The organism is Streptomyces sp. GL_140 (genome assembly GCF_057834465.1).
In genome coordinates this window covers 1-24,608 of the sequence record NZ_CM174404.1, presented here as the reverse complement: position 1 = coordinate 24,608, position 24,608 = coordinate 1, and the positions used below count along the sequence as shown (strand labels likewise).

At 68.0% G+C, this 24,608-nt stretch carries 22 protein-coding genes and 8 pseudogenes; 15 read left to right on the top strand and 15 right to left on the bottom strand.

All coding sequences use genetic code 11. From position 1 onward, the window contains the following. Window positions 1-213: 213 nt before the first annotated feature. Window positions 214-795: an IS630 family transposase gene (locus AC3IYJ_RS00150; RefSeq protein WP_489399318.1), complete on the top strand. Its 582-nt coding sequence runs from the start codon at window positions 214-216 to the stop codon at window positions 793-795. A 154-nt stretch (window positions 796-949) separates the two neighbouring features. Here the strand turns inward: AC3IYJ_RS00150 and AC3IYJ_RS00145 are convergent, their stop codons facing one another. The 8 genes and pseudogenes from AC3IYJ_RS00145 to AC3IYJ_RS00110 all read right to left on the bottom strand — a co-directional run. Then, window positions 950-1,411 (bottom strand): transposase, encoded by a 462-nt coding sequence (locus tag AC3IYJ_RS00145; RefSeq protein WP_489399317.1) that lies wholly within the window; start codon window positions 1,409-1,411, stop codon window positions 950-952. A gap of 2 nt (window positions 1,412-1,413) precedes the next feature. Further along, window positions 1,414-1,983, bottom strand: coding sequence for a transposase (locus AC3IYJ_RS00140; RefSeq protein ID WP_489399316.1), 570 nt, complete (start codon window positions 1,981-1,983; stop codon window positions 1,414-1,416). Between the two features lie 7 nt (window positions 1,984-1,990). Further along, entirely contained in the window at window positions 1,991-2,878 is an 888-nt protein-coding gene (locus tag AC3IYJ_RS00135) for an IS3 family transposase (RefSeq protein ID WP_489396336.1), read from the bottom strand. Then, window positions 2,875-3,174: a transposase gene (locus AC3IYJ_RS00130; RefSeq protein WP_489396335.1), complete on the bottom strand. Its 300-nt coding sequence runs from the start codon at window positions 3,172-3,174 to the stop codon at window positions 2,875-2,877. The genes AC3IYJ_RS00135 and AC3IYJ_RS00130 overlap by 4 nt, the downstream gene beginning before the upstream one ends. Before the next feature lie 63 nt (window positions 3,175-3,237). After that, window positions 3,238-3,375, bottom strand: a pseudogene (locus tag AC3IYJ_RS00125) (IS3-like element ISMyma3 family transposase); the annotation flags it as partial. A 110-nt stretch (window positions 3,376-3,485) separates the two neighbouring features. Further along, window positions 3,486-3,821, bottom strand: a complete 336-nt coding sequence (locus tag AC3IYJ_RS00120; protein WP_489403067.1) for a transposase — start codon at window positions 3,819-3,821, stop codon at window positions 3,486-3,488. A 208-nt stretch (window positions 3,822-4,029) separates the two neighbouring features. Beyond that, on the bottom strand, window positions 4,030-4,854 hold the full coding sequence (locus tag AC3IYJ_RS00115) for a hypothetical protein (RefSeq protein ID WP_489403076.1): 825 nt from the start codon (window positions 4,852-4,854) through the stop codon (window positions 4,030-4,032). Window positions 4,855-5,187: 333 nt separating this feature from the next. Next, a pseudogene (locus AC3IYJ_RS00110) lies at window positions 5,188-5,748 on the bottom strand (glycine-rich protein); the annotation flags it as partial. A 399-nt stretch (window positions 5,749-6,147) separates the two neighbouring features. On the opposite strand from AC3IYJ_RS00110, the pseudogene AC3IYJ_RS00105 reads away from it, so the two are divergent. Further along, window positions 6,148-6,345: pseudogene (locus tag AC3IYJ_RS00105) on the top strand (IS256 family transposase); the annotation flags it as partial. Between the two features lie 30 nt (window positions 6,346-6,375). On the opposite strand, the pseudogene AC3IYJ_RS00100 reads toward AC3IYJ_RS00105, so the two are convergent. From AC3IYJ_RS00100 to AC3IYJ_RS00090, 3 genes and pseudogenes are all read right to left on the bottom strand, one after another. Beyond that, a pseudogene (locus AC3IYJ_RS00100) lies at window positions 6,376-6,666 on the bottom strand (integrase core domain-containing protein); the annotation flags it as partial. 14 nt (window positions 6,667-6,680) lie between these two features. Then, a complete protein-coding gene (locus AC3IYJ_RS00095) occupies window positions 6,681-8,084 on the bottom strand; it encodes an IS30 family transposase (protein WP_489403066.1) in 1,404 nt (467 codons plus the stop codon). Window positions 8,085-8,088: 4 nt separating this feature from the next. Further along, window positions 8,089-8,757: pseudogene (locus AC3IYJ_RS00090) on the bottom strand (IS3 family transposase); the annotation flags it as partial. Between the two features lie 509 nt (window positions 8,758-9,266). Between AC3IYJ_RS00090 and AC3IYJ_RS00085 the strand changes: the two are divergent. From AC3IYJ_RS00085 to AC3IYJ_RS00050, 8 genes and pseudogenes are all read left to right on the top strand, one after another. Then, window positions 9,267-9,587: a hypothetical protein gene (locus tag AC3IYJ_RS00085; protein ID WP_489399315.1), complete on the top strand. Its 321-nt coding sequence runs from the start codon at window positions 9,267-9,269 to the stop codon at window positions 9,585-9,587. Window positions 9,588-10,003: 416 nt separating this feature from the next. Further along, on the top strand, window positions 10,004-10,876 hold the full coding sequence (locus tag AC3IYJ_RS00080) for a TauD/TfdA family dioxygenase (protein ID WP_489399314.1): 873 nt from the start codon (window positions 10,004-10,006) through the stop codon (window positions 10,874-10,876). Further along, complete coding sequence (locus AC3IYJ_RS00075; RefSeq protein WP_489399313.1) at window positions 10,873-11,868, top strand: ornithine cyclodeaminase family protein; 996 nt, start codon at window positions 10,873-10,875, stop codon at window positions 11,866-11,868. The genes AC3IYJ_RS00080 and AC3IYJ_RS00075 overlap by 4 nt, the downstream gene beginning before the upstream one ends. Continuing rightward, window positions 11,859-13,256, top strand: coding sequence for an alanine racemase (locus tag AC3IYJ_RS00070; protein ID WP_489399312.1), 1,398 nt, complete (start codon window positions 11,859-11,861; stop codon window positions 13,254-13,256). Before AC3IYJ_RS00075 ends, AC3IYJ_RS00070 begins: the two co-directional genes overlap by 10 nt. A gap of 13 nt (window positions 13,257-13,269) precedes the next feature. Continuing rightward, window positions 13,270-14,295, top strand: coding sequence for a cysteine synthase family protein (locus tag AC3IYJ_RS00065; RefSeq protein ID WP_489399311.1), 1,026 nt, complete (start codon window positions 13,270-13,272; stop codon window positions 14,293-14,295). 20 nt (window positions 14,296-14,315) lie between these two features. Beyond that, window positions 14,316-15,737 carry an MATE family efflux transporter gene (locus tag AC3IYJ_RS00060; protein ID WP_489399310.1) on the top strand — a complete coding sequence of 474 codons (1,422 nt, stop codon included), beginning with the start codon at window positions 14,316-14,318 and terminating at the stop codon, window positions 15,735-15,737. A 185-nt stretch (window positions 15,738-15,922) separates the two neighbouring features. After that, a complete protein-coding gene (locus tag AC3IYJ_RS00055) occupies window positions 15,923-16,186 on the top strand; it encodes a hypothetical protein (RefSeq protein ID WP_489399309.1) in 264 nt (87 codons plus the stop codon). Between the two features lie 30 nt (window positions 16,187-16,216). Beyond that, window positions 16,217-16,447 (top strand): annotated as a pseudogene (locus AC3IYJ_RS00050) (GNAT family N-acetyltransferase); the annotation flags it as partial. Between the two features lie 139 nt (window positions 16,448-16,586). On the opposite strand, the gene AC3IYJ_RS00045 reads toward AC3IYJ_RS00050, so the two are convergent. After that, entirely contained in the window at window positions 16,587-17,249 is a 663-nt protein-coding gene (locus tag AC3IYJ_RS00045; RefSeq protein WP_489399308.1) for a M15 family metallopeptidase, read from the bottom strand. A 469-nt stretch (window positions 17,250-17,718) separates the two neighbouring features. Continuing rightward, a pseudogene (locus AC3IYJ_RS00040) lies at window positions 17,719-18,234 on the bottom strand (DinB family protein); the annotation flags it as partial. A 131-nt stretch (window positions 18,235-18,365) separates the two neighbouring features. Here AC3IYJ_RS00040 and AC3IYJ_RS00035 point away from each other — a divergent pair. From AC3IYJ_RS00035 to AC3IYJ_RS00025, 3 genes and pseudogenes are all read left to right on the top strand, one after another. Next, window positions 18,366-18,557 (top strand): annotated as a pseudogene (locus AC3IYJ_RS00035) (transposase family protein); the annotation flags it as partial. A gap of 17 nt (window positions 18,558-18,574) precedes the next feature. After that, window positions 18,575-19,150: a transposase gene (locus tag AC3IYJ_RS00030; RefSeq protein WP_489403065.1), complete on the top strand. Its 576-nt coding sequence runs from the start codon at window positions 18,575-18,577 to the stop codon at window positions 19,148-19,150. Next, on the top strand, window positions 19,069-19,845 hold the full coding sequence (locus tag AC3IYJ_RS00025; RefSeq protein ID WP_489403064.1) for a transposase: 777 nt from the start codon (window positions 19,069-19,071) through the stop codon (window positions 19,843-19,845). Before AC3IYJ_RS00030 ends, AC3IYJ_RS00025 begins: the two co-directional genes overlap by 82 nt. Before the next feature lie 258 nt (window positions 19,846-20,103). Here the strand turns inward: AC3IYJ_RS00025 and AC3IYJ_RS00020 are convergent, their stop codons facing one another. Both AC3IYJ_RS00020 and AC3IYJ_RS00015 read right to left on the bottom strand, forming a co-directional pair. Beyond that, a complete protein-coding gene (locus tag AC3IYJ_RS00020) occupies window positions 20,104-20,406 on the bottom strand; it encodes a hypothetical protein (protein ID WP_489399307.1) in 303 nt (100 codons plus the stop codon). 568 nt (window positions 20,407-20,974) lie between these two features. Beyond that, window positions 20,975-22,179, bottom strand: a protein-coding gene (locus AC3IYJ_RS00015) for an IS3 family transposase (protein WP_489399112.1) whose coding sequence is annotated in 2 segments (ribosomal slippage) — window positions 20,975-21,939 and window positions 21,939-22,179 — 1,206 coding nt in all. Because the reading frame shifts where the segments join, the coding sequence is not laid out codon by codon here. A 151-nt stretch (window positions 22,180-22,330) separates the two neighbouring features. Here AC3IYJ_RS00015 and AC3IYJ_RS00010 point away from each other — a divergent pair. Next, the gene (locus tag AC3IYJ_RS00010; RefSeq protein ID WP_489399306.1) at window positions 22,331-23,650 is read left to right on the top strand and encodes a hypothetical protein; all 1,320 of its coding nucleotides are present in this window, start codon (window positions 22,331-22,333) and stop codon (window positions 23,648-23,650) included. Between the two features lie 305 nt (window positions 23,651-23,955). After that, complete coding sequence (locus AC3IYJ_RS00005) at window positions 23,956-24,159, top strand: cold-shock protein (protein WP_489399305.1); 204 nt, start codon at window positions 23,956-23,958, stop codon at window positions 24,157-24,159. Window positions 24,160-24,608: the final 449 nt, after the last annotated feature.

Here is a 24,608-nt window from a genome sequence, read left to right as displayed (position 1 = left end):
GATGACACCCCGGCGGGCGGCCACTCTGCCTAAGTCGGCGCACCGGGTAGGGACACTGCACAGCCTGCTACCCCGATCTGAACAGGGGGCCAAGGCCTGGAATGCGGTGCATAGCGCGCAACCTTGTGAAATTGTGAACTTGTCGGCGATATCATCTAGTGTCTCGTGATTCCGTTGGCGTTACTTGATCTTGCGTGTCTCGTTGTTACCGGCATGGAGCTCTCCGTGGAACAGGCCGCCGAGTTGCGGGAGTTGGCGAACAGTCGGGACGTGTCTGCGGAGATGGCCACGCGGGCCCGGATCGTGTTGTGGTCGGGCGAGGGGCGACGGCGCAAGGACATTGCCGAGCTGCTCGGAGTGTCACTGCCGACCGTGGACCGCTGGAAAGCCCGATATGCCCGGCGTGGGCTGGCCGGCCTGGAAGGCGACCGGCCCGGCGGGGCCCGAGAGCAAGTACCGGCGCGGATTCGGGCGCGGGTGATTGCGCTGACGCGCATGACGCCGCCAGCCGGCACCGGCCTTTCGCACTGGTCGACGCGCGAGTTGGCGAAGTATGTGAAGCGGACTGAGAACGTCGCCGTGTCCTGGCACTACATCGCGCGGATCTGGCGCGAGGAGAACCTCAAGCCGCACCGCACCTTCAAGATTTCGAAAGACCCCGCGTTCGCGGACAAGGTCGCCGATGTCGTCGGCCTCTACCTCGCGCCGCCGGGTGGCGCGGTTGTGCTCTCGATCGACGAGAAGACGCAGATCCAGGCACTGGCCTCGATCATTCACGTGCGCGCGCCGGCTTGAGGTGATCGGTCGGGGTTGATGATTCGTCCTGGTTCGTCCGTCGGGTGGTGGTGACGTTCCGGCCGTGTGTCGTCACGGGTGATCGTCGGTTTCCACGGGCCGAGGATGGGGCGGATCTCCATCCTTTCGGGAATCGGGGTCGGTGGGGTGGCGGTCAGCCTGGGGCGGGCAAGGCCTGGACAGCGTCCCAGGCGTCGACGAGGTCAGTGGATGCCGGCCAGGCAGGGTCGAGTTTCAGCTCGCGTCTTCGGGCGTGGTCGGCGAGTTTCGCGGGGACGTCCAGGAGCCGGGTGCGCAGGGTGGCGGGCTCGGCCCGGGCGAGTTTGCCTTCGGTGGCCAGGAGTTGGAACCAGCGGGCGAGGTCGGTGGCCAGGGCGAGGAGGGTGCACCAGGCTTGGTTGACCTTGAAGTAGCGGGAGGGCATCAGGTTGAGGGAGAGGGCCTTGCCGCGTCGGATGCCGGCCTCGACGTGGGTGTGGGAGCGGGCTCGGGCGTCGAGGAACTGCAGTTGCCCGCCGGTGGTGTTGGTGGCGATGGCCTGGTAGCGGTAGTCGGTCTTCTTCTCGTACGGCTTGAGCTCGCGCTCGTACTTGGGGTGGATGGGTTCGCGGCGCACGATCACCGTATCCCTTCCGGCCAGCCGGTCAGGTCGAGCATGCCGGTGATCTCGACGAGGTCGGCGTCCTTGCGCGGCTTGCCCTTGTGGTCCAGGGCCGGGGTCCACGCGGTGGCCGGGACCTTGGCCAGGGCCTTCCAGAAGTCGTGGTCGCGGGTGTGCCCGACGGAGTACTCCCAGCGGTTGGCCGCGTTGCCGCCGCCGGAGGTGATCCAGGCGAGGAACTCTCGTGTCGCCCCGGCGCCGTCGGTGCGGAACAGGACCCGGTGCCGTCGGCGGGTGGGCAGCTGACGCAGGCCCTCGATACTCACCGAGATGTGGTCATCGGCGGTGTTGGATCCCGCCGATCCCGGCCGCAGCCGGTTGACCAGGAGTTCTTCGGTGTTGTCGCAGAACATCAACAGTGGGTGGTGGCCATATCCCTTGAAGTTGGGCTCGGCGCCTTCCTTGTCGGAGTGTGCCGGGATGACCGAGGCGTCCAGGTCCAGCGCCGTGACACCGGTCAGCTCGCGCCCGTTGACCTTGATCCAGGGGAAGCCGCCCGGGTGAAGTTTCCCCGTGATCTCGGACACTCGTTCGTTACGCGGCGAGGGTGTGCTGTTGCCGCTGTCGGGTCTCGGCTGGGGTGAGGTAGCCGAAGACCTTGTGCTTGCGGAGCCGGCGGCGGTTATAGAAGGTCTCGATGAAGTCGAAGACCTCGGCACGGGCGGTGGCCCGGTCGGGCCAGACGCGAGTGCCGATCTCTTCTTTGAGTAGGGCCCAGAAGCTCTCCGCGGCGGCGTTATCGAAGCAGGATCCGGTGCGTCCGCAGCTCTGGCGGAGGCCCAACTCGGCTATTTCACACCGGAATTGGTTGCTGGTGTATTCGCTACCGCGGTCCGAATGCACTATGCAGCCGGGCCTGAGGCGGCCGCGGCCGGCAGCCATCTTCAACGCGTCGACGACGAGGGTGGCGCGGTGGTGGTCGGCCATGGAGTAGCCGACGACCTCGCGGGTGGCCAGGTCCAGCCAGCAGGCGAGGTAGAGCCAGCCCTCGCCGGTGGGCAGGGCGGTGATGTCGCCGACCAGCTTCGCGCCGGGGATCTCGGCGTGGAAGTCGCGGCTGATCAGGTCCGGTGCCGGCTTCGCCTTCCTGTCAGGCCGGGTCAGCGATCGTCTCTTGCGACGGTGGGCGCCCTGGATGCCGTGCTCGCGCATCAGACGGGCGATGCGCTTGCGGTTCACGCACCGTCCCAGCCGCCGCAGTTCGGCGTGGATGCGCGGGACACCGTAGGTCTGGCGGGAGGCGACGTGGATGACGGCGATCTCGTGCACCAGGGCCTCGTCGGCTGCCAGGCGGGAGGCCCGGGACTTCGCCGCGGCGAGCCAGGCGTAGAAAGAGGAGCGGGCCACCTTCAGCAGCCTGCAGAGGAAAGCGACGCCGTGGGTGGTCTTCTCCGCCTCGATGAACGCGTACGTGTCGTTCACCGATCGCTCTCCTTCGCGAAGAAGACCGCGGCTTTTCGCAGTACCTCGATGGTCTTGGCCTGCTCGGCGGCGAGCTTGCGCAGCCGCTTGAGCTCCTCCCTCTCGGCCATGGTGAGCTCACCGGGCCGTCCCTCGCCCCGGTCCGTCTTGGCCTGGCGGTACCAGCCGCGCAGGGACTCCGAGCTGATGCCCAGGTCCCGGGCGACGGCGGTGACCGTCTTACCCGTGGAGTCGACGAGCGCGATCGCGTCCCGTTTGAACTCCTCGGTGTACCGCTTCGTGTACTTGCTTCCCACCTGGTGCTACTTCCTCTGGAACCTCGGGTCCCAGTCTCCAGGTGTCCACGATCAAGGGGAAGGTTCAGTCGTGCCGACCCCCAGCTTCTGGGCCACCGCTTTCATCGCGGCCCACTCGGTGCCGTAGTCGGGCCGCACCTCGGCGACCATCCGCACCGCACGACGGCGCAGCTCAAGCGGGTACTGGGAAGAACGTGCCATGACTCGATCCTCTCAAACGATCGAGTCTCTGCCGAACCCGGAACGGTTCATGTCGCAGAGCCGCTTCACGCCGTGTCGGCGCTGGTGATCGTCAACGAACTGGTAGCGGTTCACCAGCGCGTCTGTGTCGCGAAATACCGGGCCGCCTTGCGGAGAATGTCCCGCTCCTCCTCGAGCTCGCGGATCCTCCTGCGGGCGGCGGCCAACTCTGCCTGAACCGCGTCACCGTCGGCCCGCGAGGCCGCCGGCGGCCCGGAGCGCGCGCCGGGTCGGCGGCCGTCGGCGGCCCGGATCCAGTTCCGCAGCGTCTCGGTGTTCACCCCGAGATCGGCGGCGACCGACTTGATCGTCGCTCCCGGCCTCGACCGGTACAACGCGACCGCGTCCGCCTTGAACTCGGCGGGGTAATGCTTCATCCCCACAGGGACTCCGTTCTCCTGGACCATCAAGATCCAAGTCTCTCCGGTGTCCAAAATCCGGGGTCAAGGCCCAGCAGCCGCTCGACCGCCTCATCGACCATCCCGTCGCCGGCCACAGACGCGGCCGCGTCGTATTTGTCTGCCATGACTCGTCCGATCCGCCTGGCCCACAGGCCCGAGGCCGAGCCCCGGGCCAGGCTGCCACATCACGGACTTACACGAACTTCAGACACGCTCAGCCCTGAGCGACGGTGAAGGTGACGGTGGCCGGGGTGGAGAGGTTGGTGCCGTGGACGGCGGTGACGGTGACGGTGTGGGTGCCGGGGGTCCAGGGTCCGGCTTTGGGGGCGCGGTCGAAGATCCAGGTCCGGTCGGCCTTGATCGGGATGTTGTCGGCGATGACCGTTGATCCTTCGGTGGCGCGGATGTAGGTGCCCTGGTCGACGGGGGCGGGGACGGTGCCGGTGAAGTCGGGCCGTTCTCCGGTGGTGCCGCCGTTCTTCGGGGTGGTGATGACCGGGGTCCGGGGGTCGACGACGGTGAAGGTGACGGTGGCCGGGGTGGAGATGTTGGTGCCGTTGACGGCGGTGACGGTGACGGTGTGGGTCCCGGGGGTCCAGGGGGTGGTGGCGTCGAAGATTCCCCAGGTTCCGTTGGCCCGTACGGGGATCTTGTCGCCGATGACGGTGCCTTGCTCGTCGACAGCGTGGATGGTGGTGCCTGCGGGGACCGGGGTGGGGACGGTGCCGGTGAAGTCGGGCTGGTCACCGGTGGTGCTGCCGTTCTTCGGGGTGGTGATGACCGGGGTCTGGGGCAGGCTGCTGCTGGCAGTGACGTTGACGGGGGTGGACGGGGAGGCCACATTGCCGATGGTGAAGGCCAGCTGTGACGTCCCCACCGGCGCCGTCGCATCAGCCGTCACCGCCACCCACACCGGGACGTACGTCCCGTTCCCACCGAGCCCCGCCTGCGTCAGATCGACCTGGGGAGCGGTCAGTGTCTGCCCGTCAGCAGACACGGTGGCGTCAAAGTTGGTGACTAAATCGGTCTGCGGATTCATCACCGAAACCAAATACGTGGGCTGCGGCTGGAACTTGAGAAGCGCACCCGCCGGGAGCTTCACCGTCACATCCAGCGGCGGGACCTGGCCATCCCCCTCATGAATCACATGGACACCCGGATATCCAGGTGCCCCGGCAGGCACAAGCGTCACATCCGGCGGACCACCCGCAACCACCGAAAAATCATTCCACTGAACTACCACCAGGCCGTCGGAGCCGGCCATCCCGGTCGTTCCGACGTACTGCGGGTCGTTCTGCATCGGCGCGTTATTCACCTTCGCTGCAGTACCGTTACCGCCTGATACTAGATTACGGTTCGCGGCATCTGGGTCGACAAAGCCTCCACCGCCGCCCCCACCAACCCAGGTTCCTCCCCCGCCACCACCGTACCCAGCCCCACCCCCGGAATACGCATTGCCTCCACCAACCTGGCCGCCCCCGACGGTCTGTTCATTTGGAGGACCACCCACACTCCCACCCCCCGACGATCCACCAGTCCCGTTGAAACCACCCAGTCCGCTTGAGGTCGATACAGGAATTCCATCATTTCCTCTCGGGCCACCACCGCCCCCACCATGGCAACCGGAATTATTGTCGGCCCCGCCGCCGCCACCAGCGATAACTAGCGGAACGGCCTGCGTCGGGCCGCTCTCATCGCTCACGCGCCATACAGCGCTCAGACCTCCCCCAGCGCCACAGGGGTTAGCACCAGTGGCGTTGCCACCACCCGGGTACCCTCCCTGCGCGGCGTTGCTACTTTCAGTATTCGTTTCACCTGCTTTGCCGACGGCCACATGGAGCGTCTCACCGGGCTCAACAGTGAATAACCCCGCGGCGAACCCTCCACCACCACCCTGCCCTCCGCTCCCGTTCCCGCCGCCGGCTCCCCACATGCGGATGTCTACGCACGTCACGCCCGCCGGGACCACAAAGACGTCCTCCCCACCAGTGGGGGCGTAGCGGTGGCAGCCGTCGAATCCATCCGACGGCGAGGAGTTACCCGTCGTGCCCTGTACCACGGAACCACCCTGAGAGATCGGGCCAGCCAACGGACTCCTCAACGCCCATTCAGGCACCTGCCCCTGGGAAACCGGCCCACCGATGTCGCTCGTCATATCCTTCACTCCCTATCTATGTGAAATGGACCCCGGCTCCGCCCACAGGAAACAACAACCGGGCACAACTTCTTCACCCCCTCATATGTCACCACCCACGCCATCCCCCTCGGAACGGGCCTGACACGAGGGCCTGCAAAAAGGACGGTGTAACTCCGATCATGGAGGATTGCACCTGTGACCAGCGAGAACATAGCTAGAGCGCCTGAGGCTGGGGCCTCGCCGGCGGCTGTCGATGACCGGTTTCTGAACGAGCTCGTGGCCCGGGCCCAGGCCGAGGGCCTGCAGCTGACGGGCGAGGGCGGTCTGCTCCAGCAGCTGACCAAGCGACTGCTGGAGTCCGCCCTGGAGGGCGAGATGACGGACCATCTCGGTTAGGGCCTTGACCCTTGATTTTGAACACGTCTATGCGGCTTCGGCCAGGGTAGTTGTTGCTGGCTGGAGGGCGTTCTTGTAGGCGATCGGGGAACGTTGGCCGAGGCGGGAGTGCTGGCGGCGGGTGTTGTATCGGGTCAGCCAGCGGAATGCGTCGAGCCTGGCTTCGCGCTCGCTCGACCAGGCCTTCCGGCCTTTGGGTGTTTCTCTCTTGAAGGCGGCGTTGAAGCTTTCCGCGGCAGCATTGTCGGCGCTGGAGCCGATCGCGCCCATGCTCTGCCGGACCCCTGCTGACCGGCAGATTTCAGCGAAAGACCTGCTCGTGTTGCTTGGACTCAACCGGTCGTCGCAACACCGGCTTCCTGGAGGGATAGTAGGTGCTCGTTGAGGGCTTCGGCGGGGGTCTTCCAGCCGAGGGTCTTGCGGGGTCGGCTGTTGAGGGTGAAGGCGACGGCCTGGAGCTCTTCGACACCCCAGCGCGACAGGTCCGGCCCCTTCGGAAAGTACTGCCGCAGCAGACCGTTCGTGTTCTCGTTGGTACCCCGCTGCCAGGGACTGTGGGGGTCGGCGAAGTAGACCCGGAGCCCGGCATCGACGCGAAGCTGGGCGTGCTGGGCCAGTTCCGTGCCCCGGTCCCACGTCAGCGACCTGCGTAGTTGCTCGGGCAGCGTCGTGATGGTGGCGGTGATCGCGCCTTTCACGGCCTCGGCACCGCGGCCGGCCAGCGCCGGCCCGTTCTTGGTGCGCGGTTCGAGGCCGAAGCCTTCCATCCGGGGCAGATGCAGCAGCATGGTGAACCGCGTACTGCGCTCGACCAGCGCGCCGATCGCCGACCGGCCGGTGCCGATGATGAGATCGCCCTCCCAGTGCCCCGGGACAGCTCGGTCCTCGGCCTCGGTCGGCCGCTCGCTGATCAGCACGTCAGCGGTGACGTGCCCGCGGACACTCTGCCTGGTGCGCTCCCGAGGGACCCGCAGTGAGCGTCCGGTACGAAGACAGGCGACCAGCTCGCGCTTGAGAGCCCCGCGTCCCTGGACGTAAAGGGCCTGGTAGATCGCTTCCGGGGAGATCCGCATGGACTCATCTTCAGGGAAGTCCACCTTCAGCCGCTGCGATATCTGCTCTGGACTCCAGGAGGTCGCCCAGCGCCGGTCCTGACGGCGGGGCTTGTTCCTGCCCTGCCACGGCGGCACCTGCGGTCCCTCGACGACCCGGCCGTCCAGGCCGTGGACGACGTGCCCGGCCAGCCGGTCCTGCACGTACTCGCGCAGGCGCTCGTCGGCCACCAGCTTCGCCGTCTTCGGCCGCTGAGCCCGCCGCTCGGCATGCCACTGCGCCAGCGAGGCCCGGTACTCCAGGTGGTAGCTCCGCGTGAAGGCATTGCGCCGCAGCTCCCGCGAGATCGTGGACGGCGAACGACCCAGACACCGTGCAATGGCACGGACCCCGATATTCCGGGCCCGCAGCAGCGCGATCTCCTCCCGCTCGGCGAACGACAGGTACCGGCCGGAGACGATCGGACCAAGGCACGGATTCACCCCGCCAGCATGCCGAAACCACCTCGAACCCACCGCAGGCGAGACCTCGATAACAGCCGCGGCGTCCACCGAGCTCACCCCCCGCGCGATCGCCCGCCAGAACCTGACCCGGTCCTCACGCCACGCGACGCTCGGCCGCCCCGGCGAGGACATCTGCCCGCGATACTCCCGCACGACCCGCTGCCGATTCTCCACACCCATCACAAACCCCCAGCTCACGAAGGTGTTGCGACGACCAATTGCATCCGCCTTGCGCCCCGTGGTCGCAGTGAGAGATCGCGCTGTCGAGACTGCCGCGGGTCCGCTCGGCCGCCGCCAGGGCGTCGACGACGAGTTCGGCCCGCATGTGGTCGGCGATCGCCCAGCCCGCCAGGCGGCGTGAGCACAGGTCGATGACCGTCGCCAGGTAGAGCGGCTTCGCGCCGGTCACGGGCAGGTACGTGATGTCCCCGACGTACTTGGTGTTCAGATGCTTGGCGGTGAAGTCCCGTCCGATCAGGTCCGCGGCCTTCACGGCGGCCGGGTCGGGGACCGTGGTGCGGTGCTTCTTGCGCAGGCGCAGGCCGGCGAGCCCGATGGTCCGCATGACGCGGGCGACACGCTTGTGGTTCACGCGCTCGCCGTCCTCGCGGAGTTCGGCGGTGATGCGCGGGACCCCGTAGGTGCCGTCCGACTCGGCGTGCGCGGCCTGTATCCGCCGCGCGAGCCGGTCGTCGGCGGCCTGCCGGGCGGCCCGCGCGGGCGCGGTCCTGCGCCAGTCGTAGAAGCTGGACCGGGCGATCCCGAGGATGGCGCACAGCCGCTGGACGCCATAGCGGCGCTGGTGGTCGGCGACGAACTGGCAGCGGGTCACCAGCGCGTCGCCGTCGCGAAATACCGGGCGGCGGAGCCCCGGCGGAGACCGGAGGGCAGCCGGTACGGGACGGGGGCGCGCGGAGCGCGGAGGACGGCGTACCCGCAGATGATCGCCCGTCCTCGGCGCGCGCATCGGACGCACCGCAGGAGCCGTCGGCCGCGCGGGGCGGATCGGCCGCGCGGCCGGAACCGGCGCAGGCCCGGACGGAGTGGGGCGAGCCGTCTCCGTCCTACTCCCCCTCCCGTTCCGACGGTGTTCCGGCCCACAACACCACCGACGGCACCGGACAGCGGCCGAATACGGCCGACGGAACGGCGCCGGCGGGATCCTCGGAGGGGGCCGACGTCTCGCGGAGCCGCCCGCCCGAGCAGGCCGACCAGCGGGACACGGCAGCACAGGAGGGTCCGCAGGGCCGACCCGAATCCGCCTCGCGCGACGGCAGCGCTGCCGATGCGCCCGGTGCCGCCGGCGGGGGCGGCGGGGGCGGCGACGGTCCGATGGGCGAGTTCGGCCAGGCGATGGGGTCCTTGGCGGATACCGCCGCGAAGGTGGCGGAAACCGTCATCGACGCGACCGTCGAGGTTGCCGGCGGGGTGATGTCGGGCATCGCCGCAGGGCTCGCGAGCGCGGAGTTCGAGGCCGGCGCGGCCTCCGCCCGCTCCAGCGTCTCCGCCGGCGGCAGCCCGGACGCGGGGCGGGACGCGGGAGGTGACACCGGTCGCCTCACGAGCGAGAGGCCCGCCGGGCAGGACGTACGGGAGGAAGGCGACCCACCGCCCGCCGACCGGCCACGTTCCGACAGTCCCGACGCTGCGGGGGAGGAGCGGACGCGGAGGGGGCCGGGATAGGAGCCCCCGCGGGGGTTGGGCAGTTGCCGCTGCGTGCTGGGTCGGCGGCTCCGGGCTCGGCCCGTTCGGCGGTGCGGTCCTCAGGTTCCGCCCTGTGTTCACAAATTCACAATGTTGCGCGACGTGCGACACATTCGCAGCAGGGCTTGGTTCCGCTGTCGGGCAGGGGGGTGCTTCACTTCAGAAATTCCGGCCAACTCGCTTCTGTCGCATCCCGGTTGGCGCCGTTCGTCACTGCGGATGACGCCCCAGCACGGCCACACCCCGAGGCTATGACTGCCTGAACGGAGGGTTCCCCCATGGAATCCGGCCCACTACCCGCCCGTCTGCTCGACCAGGCATCGGTTGCCGAACTCGCCGAAGCCGCCGGATCATTGCTCTGTGACGTAGACGGCTCAGCCACCCACCCGGGCCTCATGGCCCACATACCAGCCGCTGCCGCCTCCCTCAGCGAGCGCATACGCGAGGCCTGCCGCCCCCACGACACCTCGAACGGGCTCTGCGTTCTGCGCGGGCTGTCCGTTGACGACGAAGCGATCGGAGCGACACCCACGCACTGGTCCGCAGCCACCGACGCGGCCGCCGTTCACGACGTCGTGCTCCTGCTCCTGTCGACCGTGATGGGCACCCCCATCGGCTGGGAAGGGCAGCAGGCCGGCCGTTTCGTCCACAACATCGTGCCCTCTCCCGGCCACGAGGAGGAGCAGACGGGCGCCAGCAGCACGGTCCTGCTCAGCCCGCACACAGAGGACGCCTTCCACCCCGGGCGCGCCCATCTGCTCCTGCTCGGTTGTATGCGCAACCACGACGAGGTGGCCACCACCCTCGCCAGCGTTCGCAACATCAAACTGGACGACTCCGACATGGAGTTGCTTGCCCGCCCCGCCCTGCCGATCTTCCCCGACGACGCCTACGAGGGAACCCACGCGTCCCGGGGAGAGCCGCCGGCCGTGGCCGCCTTGTGGGAGTCCGACAGCGGTCTGAGCCTGCGCTTCGACCCCGCGTACACCCCTCTGGAGCAGGCCTCCCGCGCGTACCGGGCTGCCTATGCCCGGCTGGCGGACGAGTTGTCACGCGTCTCGGTGGCGGTCAGCCTCAGACCCGGCGAGGTCCTTGTCATCGACAACGACCTCGTCGTTCACGGCCGGGTCCCCTTCACGGCCCGCTACGACGGCACCGACCGCTGGCTCAAGCGTGCATCCGTACGCATTCCGGGCCGGCGCACCCGCGCGCCCGCCGAACAGCACGAGCACGGATACGGCCAGAGACCAGTGGAGGCATTCGCATGAGAGCCCACAGCGACGACAAGTCCCTGCGTGTCCTGAGCACCAGCGACCTGGCCGGTCTCCACATCACCCTTCCCGACGTGGTCTCGGTCGTGGAGGAGGCGTACCGGACCCTGGCCGACGGGAAGTCCGACAACCCCCGCAAGCTCACCGTCAAGCCCGAGGACGGCCATTCCGTCGCCTACGCGATGCTCGGCCGCGATGGGGTCCGCGGGGTCGTAGCCATCAAGACCTCGTACAAGTACGGACTGCACGAGGACCGCGACAAGCAGCACTACTACACGGCGCTCACCCTCTACGACGACGCGACCGGCCTGCCCGTCGCGCTGATGGACTGCGGACGCATCGGCTCGCTGCGCACCCCCGCAGTCTCGGCCCTGCTCGCCCGCGAGCTGGCCGCCCCCGGCAGCACCGCGGCACTGGTGATCGGCACCGGCACCCAGGGCCGGCTCGCCCTCCCCTTCCTGCTGACCACCCTCCCCGACCTCGACCGGCTGATGGTCTACGGCACCCACCCCGACGGACTGCGGGGCGTGCGCGAGCAGCTGGACGCGTACCACCCCGGCCGGGAGCTGGAAGTCGTCGCGGACCTGCGTGCCGCGGCCGGCGAGGCGGATGTGGTCGTGGCCACCGCGGGCCCCCACACCCCGGCCGCGGTCGAGGCCGACTGGCTGCGGCCCTCGGCGCTCTCGATCCTCGTCGGGTACGGGATCGGGCCGTCCACCCTGCACCGGGCCGACCGCGTCATCGCGACCAGCGCCGCCCAGATGCGGGTCACCGGCACGGACATGGCCGATGCAGAGGGCCGTCTGCCCGGGGTCGACGCAGAGTTTCCCGATGTGCTGGCCGGGCGGGCGCCGGGTCGTACGGACGACGGGCAGCAGATCTTCGCCTACAACAGCGGTCTCGTCGTCACCGACATCGCCCTGGGGCACCGGTTCGCGCAGCTCGCCCTCGCGCAGGGCCTGGGTACGGCGGTACCGCTGTGGCAGTGACCGTCCCGGTGCACACAGCGCTGCACGCTCCGGCGCTGCCCACCCTGCCCGCGCACACCACCGCACAGGTGCGTGCCCTCTTTGCCGGAGGCGGCAGCAGCCTGCCGCACGAGCTGGCCCATGGCCTGGGAGGCCCGTACCACCTGATCTTCCCCGAGCGGTTCGGCGCCAACGCAGACGCGTACCGCACCGTCCTCGCCGAGGCCGCGGTCACCGGGCAGGTCTACTACGCGAAGAAGGCCAACAAGGCCGCCGCATTCGTCGAACGCGCCGCGGCCACGGGCCTGGGCGTGGACGTGGCCAGCCACGGCGAGCTGCGCGAGACGCTGGCCCACGGAGTCCGCGCCGAGGACCTGGTCCTCACAGGACCGGCGAAGGAGCAACGCCTCCTGCGCGTGGCGGTGCTGCAGGGAGCCCTGGTAGCCGTGGACGCCCTCGACGAGCTGGACCGGCTCACCGCCCTCGCCCGCGAGATCGGCCGCCCGGCGCGGATCCTGCTGCGCCGCCTTCCCCCGGCACAACCGGGTAGCCGCTTCGGGCTGGACGAAGCCGGGATGGCGCAGGCCCTGCGCCGCTGCGCGGGGGCCGTGGACGCCGTCAGGCTGGAGGGCTTCAGCTTCCACCTGTCCGGCTACGACGTACGGCTGCGGGCCGACCTCGCCGGGCAGCTGCTCGCTCTGGTGCTGCGGGCCCGCGCCATGGGCCTGGATGCCGACCGGATCAGCATAGGCGGCGGCTTCGCCGTCGACTACGTGCCCGCCGACCACTGGCAGCACTTCATGGCCAACCAGCGACCCGAGGACTACCACGCGGGCAAGACCTTCCCCGGCTTCTATCCGTACCACTCCCCGGTCAGCGGGGCCGGCGCCCTGCGGGCGATCCTCGACACGATTCCGGCCGGTGACCGCCAACCGCTGGCCCGGCAACTGCGCACCGCGGGTGTACGGCTGCTGCTGGAGCCCGGCCGCGCACTGCTGGACCAGGCGGGCTGCACGGTCTTCACCGTCCAGGGCGTCAAGGAACGCGAGGGGTACGCGATCCTCACCGTCGACGGCACCAGCCTGAGCCTGTCGGAGCAGTGGTTCAACAGCGAGTTCCTGCCCGACCCCCTGCTGGTGCCCTTCGAGCCGCGGTCCGCCGCCGGCGAGTGCGGGCCGTACCCCGCGTGCGTGGGCGGAGCCAGCTGCCTGGAGTCGGACATGCTCACGTGGCGCAAGGTTCCCCTGCCGGCCCGCCCCGCCATCGGTGACCTGCTCGTCTACTTGAACACGGCCGGCTACCAGATGGACTCGAACGAGTCGCCGTTCCACGAGCTGCGGCTTCCTCCCAAAGTCGTCATCGAATCGGCCCAAGGACGCCGACGCTGGCGTCTCGACCGTCATGTCTGAGGAGTCCCCCTTCATGACCACCCACGACCGCCCTGCCATTGTGGCCAGGGTGACGGAACTCATCGGCTGGACGCCGCTGTTCGAGCTGTGCCGCACCGAGGGCCGGAGCCGTCTGCTCCTCAAGCTGGAGCAGTTCAATCCGACGGGCACGGCCAAAATACGGATGGCTCGCCAGATGGTCCTTGCCGCCGAGGAGCGCGGCGACCTGCGCCCCGGCGGCCGCATCATCGAGTCCACCTCCGGCAACACCGGCCTCGGCCTCGCCGTCGTCGCCGCCGAACGCGGCTACGCCTTCACCGCCGTCGTCGACCACCATGCCTGCGCCGACAAGCTGCGCGCCATGAAGGCGATGGGCGCCGAGCTGGTGTACGTCGACGGGGGAGGCGGCGAGGAACTGGCCACCGCGGCCCGCGAGGAACATGCCGAGGAGATGGCGCGCAGTGCCGACAACACCGTCTTCACCGAACAGCACAACAACCCCGACAATGCCGTCGGCTACTACCCGGTCGCGCACGAACTGGACGCAGCCCTCGGCGGGCGGATTGACGTACTCATCGGCGCCGTCGGTACCGGTGGCGGTCTGTGCGGCACGGGACGGGAACTGCGCAAGACCGTCCCCGGTGTGCGCATCATCGGTGTCGAGCCGAGGGGCTCCATCGCCTTCGGCGGTCCTGCCCATGACTACTACCAGTCCGGCACGGGCACCCCGCAGGGCGCCACCCTCGGCGTGGCCGTGGACTACGAACTGATCGACGAGGGCGTGAAGGTCGGCGACGTGGAAGCCTTCGCCACCGCACGCGTCATCGCCCTCCGCACGGGACTGATGATCGGGGGATCGGCGGGCGGTGTGGTGTACGAGGCCATGGCCCGGCTCCCTTCGCTCCCACCCGGCACGACGATGGTCGCGCTCGTCAACGACGGCGGGGAGAAGTACCTGGACACCGTCTTCGACGACGCGTGGATGCACGCCCGCGACCTGATCGACCCGGAAGCCGACCGCGAGGTCGAGGAGATGCTGACGAAACTCCGCCGGAACTGACGCGGGCAGGTAACGAGCCGATGCGCACACCGCTCTCCGCCGACCTGCCCACCGTCCTCCACAGCTTCCTCCGTGACGGCCGGGCCCTGGCCGCGCTCGCCGTACCCCTCGCCCTCACCCAGCTCGCACAAGTAGCACTGACGACCACCGACACGATCATGATGGGTCTGCTAGGCACCGGGGCCCTCGCGGCGGGCGGACTCGCCATGGTGATCTTCAACCAGGTCCGTACCATGGGCGTCGGACTGGTGACGGCGGTCGGCAACCAGGTCGCCTCGGCGGCCGCCCGCGCCGAGACCGCCGACTCCGACGCCTCACGCAACCGGGCCGACGACGACATGCGCGATCTCGTCCGCGCCTCGCTCGCTCTGGCCACCCTGGCCGGCCTGGCGGGCGCCGTACTGATCGTCCTCCTCGGCCTTGCCACGGCGCGGCTCGGCCAGGACCCGAGGGTCGTCGACGCCGCCCAGCCCGTGCTCTACGCCCTGGCTCCGGGCCTCGTCCCCTGCCTGTGGTTCCAGGCGATAAGGCAGTTCACCGTCGGAATGCGCCGCCCCCAGGCCCTGCTGCTGATCACTCTCGTCTCCATCGCCGTCAACACAGGTCTGAACTGGGCGCTGATCCAAGGCACCTGGATCCTTCCAGAACTCGGTCTGACCGGCATCGGCCTGTCCACCAGCCTGGTCTACAGCCTGTCCTTCCTGGCGCTGTACGCATCCACCCGCCGTGACCCACAGCTCGCGCCCCTGCTCTCCCTCGCCATCTGGAAAACGCGCACGGAGACCCTGGGCCGCCTGGTCAAGCTCGGCACCCCCATCGCCGCCACCTACGGCTCCGAAGCGGGCTTCTTCTCCGTAGTCGCCCTGCTGGTGGGCACCTTCGGCAGCGCCGCACTCGCCGCCCACACCGCCGTCAACCAGCTCGTCTACATCGTCTTCCAGATCTCCGTGGGACTCTCCCACGCGGCCTCCATCAGCGTCAGCCGCGAACGCGCCCTCAACAACCCTGACGCGGCACGGCGCCTCAGGACCACGGCACTGACCTGCGCAGCCGCAGTCATGGCGGCCGTCGCGGTGGTCTACCTGACCGCCCCCACCCTCGTACTGGCCCCCTTCCTCGGCTCCGACGGACAGGCCTCGGCCCGGGACCTCGCCGCCCAACTGCTCCTGGTCGCCGCAGTGATGCAGTTCTTCGACTGCGCCCAGAACATCGGCGTCGGCCTGCTCCGCGGCCTCGACGACACCAAAAGCGGCTTCCGCATCACCCTCGTCGGCTACTGGCTGATCGGCCTGCCCGTGGCATGGCTGCTGGGCCGCGCGGCAGGCATCGGCACCCTCGGCGTCTGGATCGGCCTGCTCAGCGGCCTCGCAGTGACCGCCGCACTGCTCCTGCGTCGATTCTCCCAAGGCCTGGCCAGCGAGCGCGACAGCCGGCCGGCCTGAGCACGGGCATCGGTGCCGGACACGAAGATTGCATTGCGCTTCTGCACTGTGTTCTTGGAGCGTTCCGCTAGTGCCACGCAGGCGAGGAAGAATCTCGCCAACTCGGGGGCTCGGATCCCAATGGCGCTCTCACCCACACCACCGCCCCCGAGATCGCCACCGCGATTCTCTCGAGCCCGATCGACTTGCACACGCAGGCGGAGCAGGTCTCCGACGCCTGGAGCCTGGGCGCCTCCCTGTTCTGGTGCTGGACCGGCCACCGCCCCCTCGCCTACGACGACACCACCGACCGCCTGGACAAGCCGGCCGCCATCGCGACAGGCGCCGCCACGCCCATCAAATGCGTTCGGCCGTGGCCGTACCCTGACTTCGAGCAGACCATCGCCACCTGCCTGGCCCCCGACCCAGCCGACCGCCCCACCGCGAAGGAGCTGACCAGCGCATGGTGACCCTGCGAGACCTGAACCTGGGGCAACGGATACGCCACCGAAGCCGCCAGGAACGTCGTCGACTACGCCTTCACCACCGCCGCCCTGACCCGCACGGAAGCGATGCACCACCCAGCCAACCCCGCCTCCGGCCGCGTCCTGACCAAGACCGGCTTCACCCTGACCGGCACCCGCGACCAACAGGACCACGGCGGGAGCATCGTGCCGTACCCGGTGTACGTGCTTCAGCGCGTGACTACGCCGGAGACCCTGGCCACCTGAGCTCCGTATCGGTCAAGTCCCCTGCTGCCCGGGGTGCGCCGCCAGTCGATGGCGTGGGCAAGCCCAAGGTGACATCCGCTGGGACGCCCGGTCACCGGCTGTCGACGCCTGATCGTTCGCTCGAGCAAGGCCGGGCAGGTCAGCTGCGTGGCGTGAGTTCCCTCGGCCCGTACAGGGCTGCTGCCTCTCTGCTGGTCAGAGCCCAGTAGCGGTCGCCAAAGGACCAGTGCCACCATTCAGTCGGGTAGTTCACCAAGCCCGCAGCAGTGAGCACAGCACCCAGCACCTTCCGGTTGGCGCGGGCATCCTCGCTGATGTTGAGGGCGTGGGTGTAGCAAGCACCCGCGCTCTCCTCCGGACCGGCATTCATTCGCGTGCCAAGGTCCAGCTCGCGCCCACCTGTGTCGGCCAGGGTGAGGTCGACGGCCGCGCCAGCACTGTGCGGGGCGATGTCCGGCGGGGACACGTACCGGCTCGCCGCCGAGTGGATCTGCTCGGCGGGCCATCCGGGGTGGACGGCGCGCAGCTGGTCGGCGTACTCCTCGAAGTACTCCCGCTGCAGTGAGGGCGGCCGGTATCCCTCGACGAACAGCAGCCGTGTGCCCTGCGGAAGCATCGCCTGGGCCTTGAGCAGCCGCTCCAGCACGCCTTCTCGCAGGTATGCGAAGGCATCCTCCGGATCCTGCTTGCGTACATCGACCAGCAACGAGCCGCCGCGGCGGACGTCCACGAGACGTTCACCGCATTCCGCAACAGGTATGGCGGCGACTCTCGGATCAGCCATCAAGATGATCTCATTCATTATGCGATCATCTCGCACGGCTCAACCCGGCGAACCTTGTCGGCCAGGTAACCAGGGACCAGGCGCGCCGCCGCAAACAGCGCGGCTCTCGTGGCGGCCGGCCGCCGAAGTCCGACCCGGTCGACTACCGTGAGCGCCACGCGGTCGAGTATGGGATCCGTCCAGCACGACGCCATAGCCGGCCTCGGTCCATGTCGTGAAGCGCCGATGCGCGGTGGCGGGGGACGTGCCGAGCGTCGGCGGCAGATGTTGCCAGGCACAACCAAGTGGTCAGGACTCACACCACTGCCGTGAACACGGCCCGTTCGTCACGCGGAACGGTTCACCACCTTGCGTTCGAGCCGCGAACGACGGCAATGGCGAGGCAACCTGCCCCCAGAGTGCATCAGGAACCAGACGTTTCGACAGATCAGCACTGACGACCGGCATCATGCCGCTCGAACATCACGTCACGTCGTGGGACAGCCTTCTAGGCTTTGGTTGGTGCGGTCGGCCTGGCGGCCTGCTCGACCTTAGCGAAGTAGGCCGCGCGGGCTTCCTCGTCGATCGGCTGCTCGTTTTCGGCGCGCATCCCGGTCCGGCCGTCGACGCCCTCGCGCAGGATGTCGGCGTGCCCGGCATGCCGGATGGTCTCGCCGAGGACATGGACCATGATGGCGAACAGGTTCGTCTTCGGATAAGGCTCCGACCACCAGGGCACGTGGCCGGGGGCATCGAGGGCAAGCTCGTTGATTGTCGCGTCCGAGTGTTGCCACGTGCGCCGGTAGAACCCGACGATCTGATCGCGTGTCTCGTTCTCGGCCGCCCATTGATCACTGCCGTCGGAGTCCTGCCACCGGCACAGCGGTTCCGGAGAAGGGCGGCCGAAGACCTCACCGAAGTACCTGGCCTCGACCGTGGCGACGTGTTTGACCAGGCCGATGAGGTTGGTCCCGGTTGCTGTCAGAGGCCGGCGGGCGTCGTATTCGGTGACGGCGGCCGTGGCAAAGTGGCTCTTCCAAGATTTTCGTGAGGCCGGTCCGTGCTTCGATGCGCCGGTGACGCTCCGTCACTCGGCGATGGACGCTCAACGGGTGCATTGAGCTGCTGAAGACACTGTTGCCGCACCTCAATGGGGTGCTGGTGGAACGTGTGGTGGTCGAGGAAGACCTGTTACGCATCGTGGCGAGAAGTCGGGATGATCTATCGGTTCCGTGCCCGGGGTGCCGGGTGGGGTCGGTGCGCCGGCACAGCCGATACGGTCGTCTTCTCGCTGATGGTGCGATCGGCGGGCGGGCGGTGGGCATCGTGCTGTCGGTGCGTCGGCTGTTCTGCGATAACGCCGGTTGCCCGCGGGTGACTTTCGCCGAGCAGGTGGCGGACTTGACCTTCCGGTACGGACGTCGGACACCCGCTCTGCGTCGGATCCTGGAGGCGGTCGGGGTGGTGCTGGCGGGACTGCCGGAGGCCCGCATCTCTTCGGTGCTCTCCGCGCCGGTCAGCCGGACCACGATGTTGTCGCTTGCGAGAGCCACGCGCCGATCGACTTGTTGCCCGACCGGGACGCCGCGACCTTCGCCGCCTGGCTCACCGAGCACCCGGGCGTGGAGATCATTTGCAGGGACAGAGCGACGGCATACGCCACCGCGGCCCGCACCGCCGCACCCGAAGCCCTGCAGGTAGCAGACCGCTTCATCTGTGGAAGAACCTCTGCGAAGCCGTCGAGAAGGACATCTCCGCGCACCGGTCCTGCCTGCTCAACGCCGCACTCGTGCAGGGCGTATCGGTCCCCGAGGCAGATTTCGAATCGGTCAAGGACCCGCCACAGGGGCGCCGTGAGATGCAGAAGCGGGAACGCCATGCCGCGGTCCATGCGCTCTACGACAAGGGTGTGGGTATCTACACCATCGTCAAGGAACTGAAGCTGGACCACAAGACGGTCCAGAAGTACGCGCGCGCTGCCCGCGTCGAAGCCATCCCCGTCGGCGACGGGCACCGCGACACTGCCATCCGCCCGTATCTCTCCTACCTGCACGAACGCTGGAACGAGGGCTGCACCAAAGCCAAGCAGATCCACGCGGAACTCCGCGAACGAGGCTACCTGGGCAGTGCCCGGACCGTCCGTCGGCACCTGCAACCCCTTCGAACCGCCGGCCGCACTGCGCCGCTGGTCCCCGACATCCCAACCGTCCGGCAAGCCACCAACTTGCTCACCCGGCACCCCGACACCCTCGACGCCGAGCAGGTAATCACCCGCAAACGGGTACTGGGCTGCTGCCCCGAAATTACCGAGGCCGCCGTCCACATCGAGGACTTCGCGAAAATGCTCACCCAGCTCGAAGGCCAGCGACTGCCGGACTGGATCGAATCCGTGCAGGCCAGCCAGCTCTCCGCACTCGGCGGCTTCGCCCGCAACCTCCGCAACGACCTGGACGCCGTCATCCGCGGACTGAGCCTGCCCTGGAGCTCTGGGGTAGTCGAGGGACGAGTCACTGACATCAAGGCAATCAAACGGAAAATGGGAGGACGAGCCGGGCTTCCCCTGCTCAGGAAGCGCGTCCTGCTCGTCGCCGCCAGCCGACAACCACGCAGGGTCACGACCGCGACGGTCGCATAACCCGCTTCACGGAAATCTTGGAAGAGCCGTTTCTGATGGCCACCAGCCTGGGCTTCCGACGGCCACCTACCTGGGCATCTCAATGACCGTTGACAGTCGGGGAGAAGTGCACGGCTTCCCCATGTGCCGAGGGGAAGCCGTCCGCGCATGACTACAACCCGGATAGGAGGGATATTGTGCCCAGGTAATGTTGTCGAGCGCCCTGTTCGCCACAATGAGCACCCCGGCCCGAAGGAGAGTGAATGCTACCTTGGCTATTTAGGCTGCCACCTTAGGCGAGGGCTGCGAGGCAGCCGGTGGCGTCGGCAACGAGAATTCTGGCCGCAAGTCCTTGAGGATGTCCTTGCCAATGAAGGGGCTGGCGATCAGGGCTGCAGCTCCGCCGCCCCTCTTGCTCTTGGACACGATCCACATGGAGCGTGCTTTTTCGAGCGCGTTCACTTGAGTGGACTGGGCTGCGGGTCGGGGGCCTGAATCGGCGTTTGCTACACCGGCGCCGCTGGTCAGGATCACGGTTCCCATGAGGGCAGCCGAGAGCGCACCTGAGATGAGAGTCTTCATTTGGGTTTTTCCCGGTTCAACAGTCTGCTTGGAGCGGGGCTGGTCAGGCGCCGCGCATCCTTGATCGCTTACGAAGTTACTCGCCAGATTTGCCCACAGGAACACAGTTGAGCAAGTTTTGAGGTTGATTGATGTTTCCGTTCTTGCACCGACAAGAGATTGGAGAATTCAGCCAACTCGGGCAGGTATTCAGCCACTGGGTGGGCGACAGAATTGTGAAACGCTAAACAAGGTGTTGGGTGCCATCGACGGCCCGCTCGGGCCACGGCCATCGAACGTCCGGCGAAGGGCCCCATCCGACCCGCCAACGCAGCCGACTACCCGGCCGATTCGTGACGGGTGGGGCCAGTTCATTCCGTTACAGGGGCGTGCGCGGGCCGGTCGCACGCCCCTGCCGATCGTTCACCGTCCGATGAGCAAGGTCGTCTTCGTCAGCTCGAGGGCCTGCTCCTCGGTGACGCCGGCCTCGACCAAGGCCACGTACATCTCGTGGAGTTGGACGGCTGCGGCTGCGAAGGCGGTGATCGGATCGACGGGTGAGGTGACCCCCGGAATGTGGACACAGGGGTCATGCTGCGAGTGAGAGTTTAACTGTCTTGTGGTGCTGCTGTTCGAACTCCATTGGGGAGAGGTAGTCCAGCGCGCTGTGGCGTCGGCGGGCGTTGTAGTAGGTGAGCCACTGGAAGATCTCCAGCCTCGCCTGACGGAACGTCGAGAACAGCTTCCGGTGCATCGTTTCTCGTTTCAGGCCCTGCCAGAAGCTCTCGGCCAGGGCATTGTCGTAACTGGAGCCGACCCGGCCCATGCTCCTGCGGATGCCGTACCGATCGCAGACCTGGGCGAACGCGGCCGAGGTGTATTGCGATCCGCGGTCCGCGTGGAAGATCACTCCGGTGACGTCGCCGCCGCGGGTCGCGACCGCGGCCTGGAGTGCGTCGATGACGAGCTCGGCCCGCATGTGCGGGGCCATCGACCATCCGAGTACCCGGCGGGATCGGATGTCGATGACGCAAGCGAGGTAGAGCCATGCGGTTCCGACCTGCACGTATGTGATGTCGCCGCACCACTTCTCGTCCAGCGTGCCGGCGGTGAAGTCCCGCTGGAGCAGGTCTGGCACCGGCGGCGCCAGGCGGTCCGGGATCGTGGTGCGCTTCTTTTTCCGCAGGTGGCGGCCGACGATGCCGTGCTTGCGCATCAGCCTGGCCACGCGCTTGCGGTTGACCGTGTACCCAAAGCCCCGCAGTTGGGCATGGACTCGGAGCGCGCCGTAGTTTCCGCGGTGTTCGGCATGGATTTCGCGGATCTCGGCGACCAGGGCGTCCTCGGTTCCCTGCCGCTCGGCCCGCGCCTGGGCGCCGGCGATCCACCGGTAGTAGCCCGAGCGGGAAACTTCCAGTACCCGGCATATCCGCTTGATGCCGTACATCTCGGCGTGGGCGGAGACGAAGTCCCAAGCGGCGGTCCTCACTTCATCTCCCGCGCGAAATAGGCGGCTGCCCGTCGCAGGATCTCCCGCTCGAGCTGCCATTCCTTCTCCGCCTTGGCCAGCCTGGCGTTTTCCGCCCGCAGCCGGGCCAGCTCGGCCTCGGTGTCCTGCGACGCGCCGGAGGCGACCGGACGGTCTTCGGCGTCACGCACCCAGGTCCGCAGCGTCTCGGGGTTGACGTTCAGATCGGCCGCGACGTCCCGAAACGTCCGCCTGCCGGCCGAGGCCCGCCACAACGCGACCGCGTCGGACCGGAACTCCGCACTGTACTTCGAGGGCCTTGCCACGTGGATTTACACCTTCCAGGATCAACAAGATCCATTGTCAGGTGTGTCCACACCACGGGGATCACCTCAGAGTCCCGCGATGGCTTCATCGCTTTCCGCTGCCCGGGCTATCGACTTCCTGTGCGAACACACGCTGAGCAGGAGTCGGGTGATGGCCCTCCTGGCTCACGACAACGGCCCCAGCTCCCTGACCGCCGTCCTGACCTGCAAGGACCCCGACCACGCTTACGAGGCGGTCGGTATCCTCCGCCGAGTCCTCGCCTGCCGCGACGTCACCACTGTCGAGGATGAGCTAAAGGCCCTCACGGCCGAGATGCCGGACGCCCCGGCCAGCTCGCTGCGCCAAGCCGTCGGCCAGGCCGCGAGCGGCAACTGGAGTGCAGACCCCAGCACGCTGTTCGTAGTGCCGGAACCAGAGCCGGACCCGTCCGAGGACGACCCTGCCACCCGGGCGGTCCGCGGTCCCGTCGGCCACCCGAAGCTGCAGGACCTTCCGGGCAAGGTGGTGCGGATCTCACACCTGTACGAGTTCCACGTCACGGACGAGGACGCTCTCCTACGCGCTGCGGTAGCCCGTGGATGGGAGCCGTTGCCGGCGTCCGAGCTCGGCGATGACGATCCGCGGGACCTGATCGGGGCCGTGATGACCCTCACCGAGGATCCAGATGTCGCCGGAACCGAGGCGCTCGAAGAGCAGAGCTCTGCGGAGCTCCTCAGCCCCGAAGACGGGGACGAGCTGGCCGACTGGAGCAGGCGACCGGTTATCACTCGGTTCACTCACGGGTGGCGGCTGCGAGAGCAGCGAACCAGGCCGGCGAGCGAGAGCAAGACTCCGAACTTTGCCGCGCTCTTCGAAACTCAGGCCTGTCCCTGCAAGGGCGAAGATGAGGACTGTGAGGCGTGCGGATGGCAGCTGACGCCCCGTACCGCTGACCTGCTTCACACGGCGCTGGTGGTCCTCGCGGACCAGGCTTACGACGACGTGGAGCGTCTGGGAGACCAGTTCCTGTCGGACTCTGGCTCTGTGACGTGGGAGGTCTTCGACCGGCTGCCGCCGCTGACGTGGACGGCCGACCACCGCTGGCGTCGGCGGATGGCACGTGCATTCGATGACCTGGCCGGGGATCTCGCCAAGGGGAACTGGCCCCATCCCACCTGCATTGCCGAGGAGATGGCCCTGCACCTGGCCATCGAGAACGCTCCGGTATACCTGGAAGAGCGGGAGGAGGGAGACGACCACAGCTCCCTCCCGGAACACGAAGACGACTACAGCTGGGATAGCTGCTCCGATTTCCTGTTCCAGGATTACGAAGACGTCCTGATGCTCTTCCACACGAAGTTCAGCAGGATTGAGGACCCGGAGAACCCCACGAATCAGTCCATGGGCATCGGCGACCTCAGGGAAGCCGCCTGGTTCACAGCCTTCGACAACCGCAGCATCAGGGACCCCCGGCGCGGCTTCCGACGGTAGACCACAGGAGTGCCTCTCACGCTGGCTGGCGGTAGAAGGGTGCGGCAGGCATGTGGCTGCGCAGGTTGGGTGAGTACTGCGCAGTTTCACCGATCCACGATGTCGCCGGTCAATGGATCCGGTACGTGATGATCTTTCCAGAGTCTAGCTATGAACTAGATTGAATCATTCTGGATTGGAAGTCTGTTTCGACGAGGCCCCATCAAGGCTTTGTGATCATGTTTTCGTCTTCGGCCGTCTGGGGAGGATCGGCATGCGGTCGGGCGTGGTCGATGCGTTCGGCGTTGTCTTTCTAGGGGTGGGTCATGGCTCAGGGCACTGTGAAGTGGTTCAACGGGGAGAAGGGCTTCGGGTTCATTTCGCCCGATGGCGGAGGCCCTGATGTCTTCGTTCACTTCAGTGCGATCGTGGGCACAGGTTTCAGGAACCTGGAGGAAAACCAGAGGGTCGAGTTCGAGGTGACCCAGGGGCAGAGGGGCTCGCAGGCCGCTGACGTCCGAGGCATTTGAGAAGACTGCTGCCAGCCAGGCTCCCGCGTAGGCGCGGAGTCACGAGGAAGCCGGGCCGCATGGATTCCCTCCCGGGGGCTGACAGTCAGCCCCCGGCCCCCTACTGCTGCCAGCTGGCCCGCAGAGCGGGCCTTGGTGCTGGAGGCGGAGCCGGAAGGGCCGGGGTGGGGGAGCGGAGCGGACCCACCCAACGGGCCGGAGGCCCGGACCCCGTGAAACGGGGTCACCTCCCGCGCGGAGCGCGGGAGCCCTGAGGCCGGCGAAGCGGCCCTGCTCCGGTGGAGCGCAGCGGAGCCGGAGCTAGTCCGGAGCGAAGCGCAGGACTCCGGCCCGAAGGGCCGGCCATAGCTCGCAGCGAAGTGCGAGCCAGGCCCGAAGGGCCCCGGCCGAGCGCAGCGAGGCCGTTCAGTCCTGAGCGCGCAGCGCTCAGGTACCCGCGCTGCCGCGGG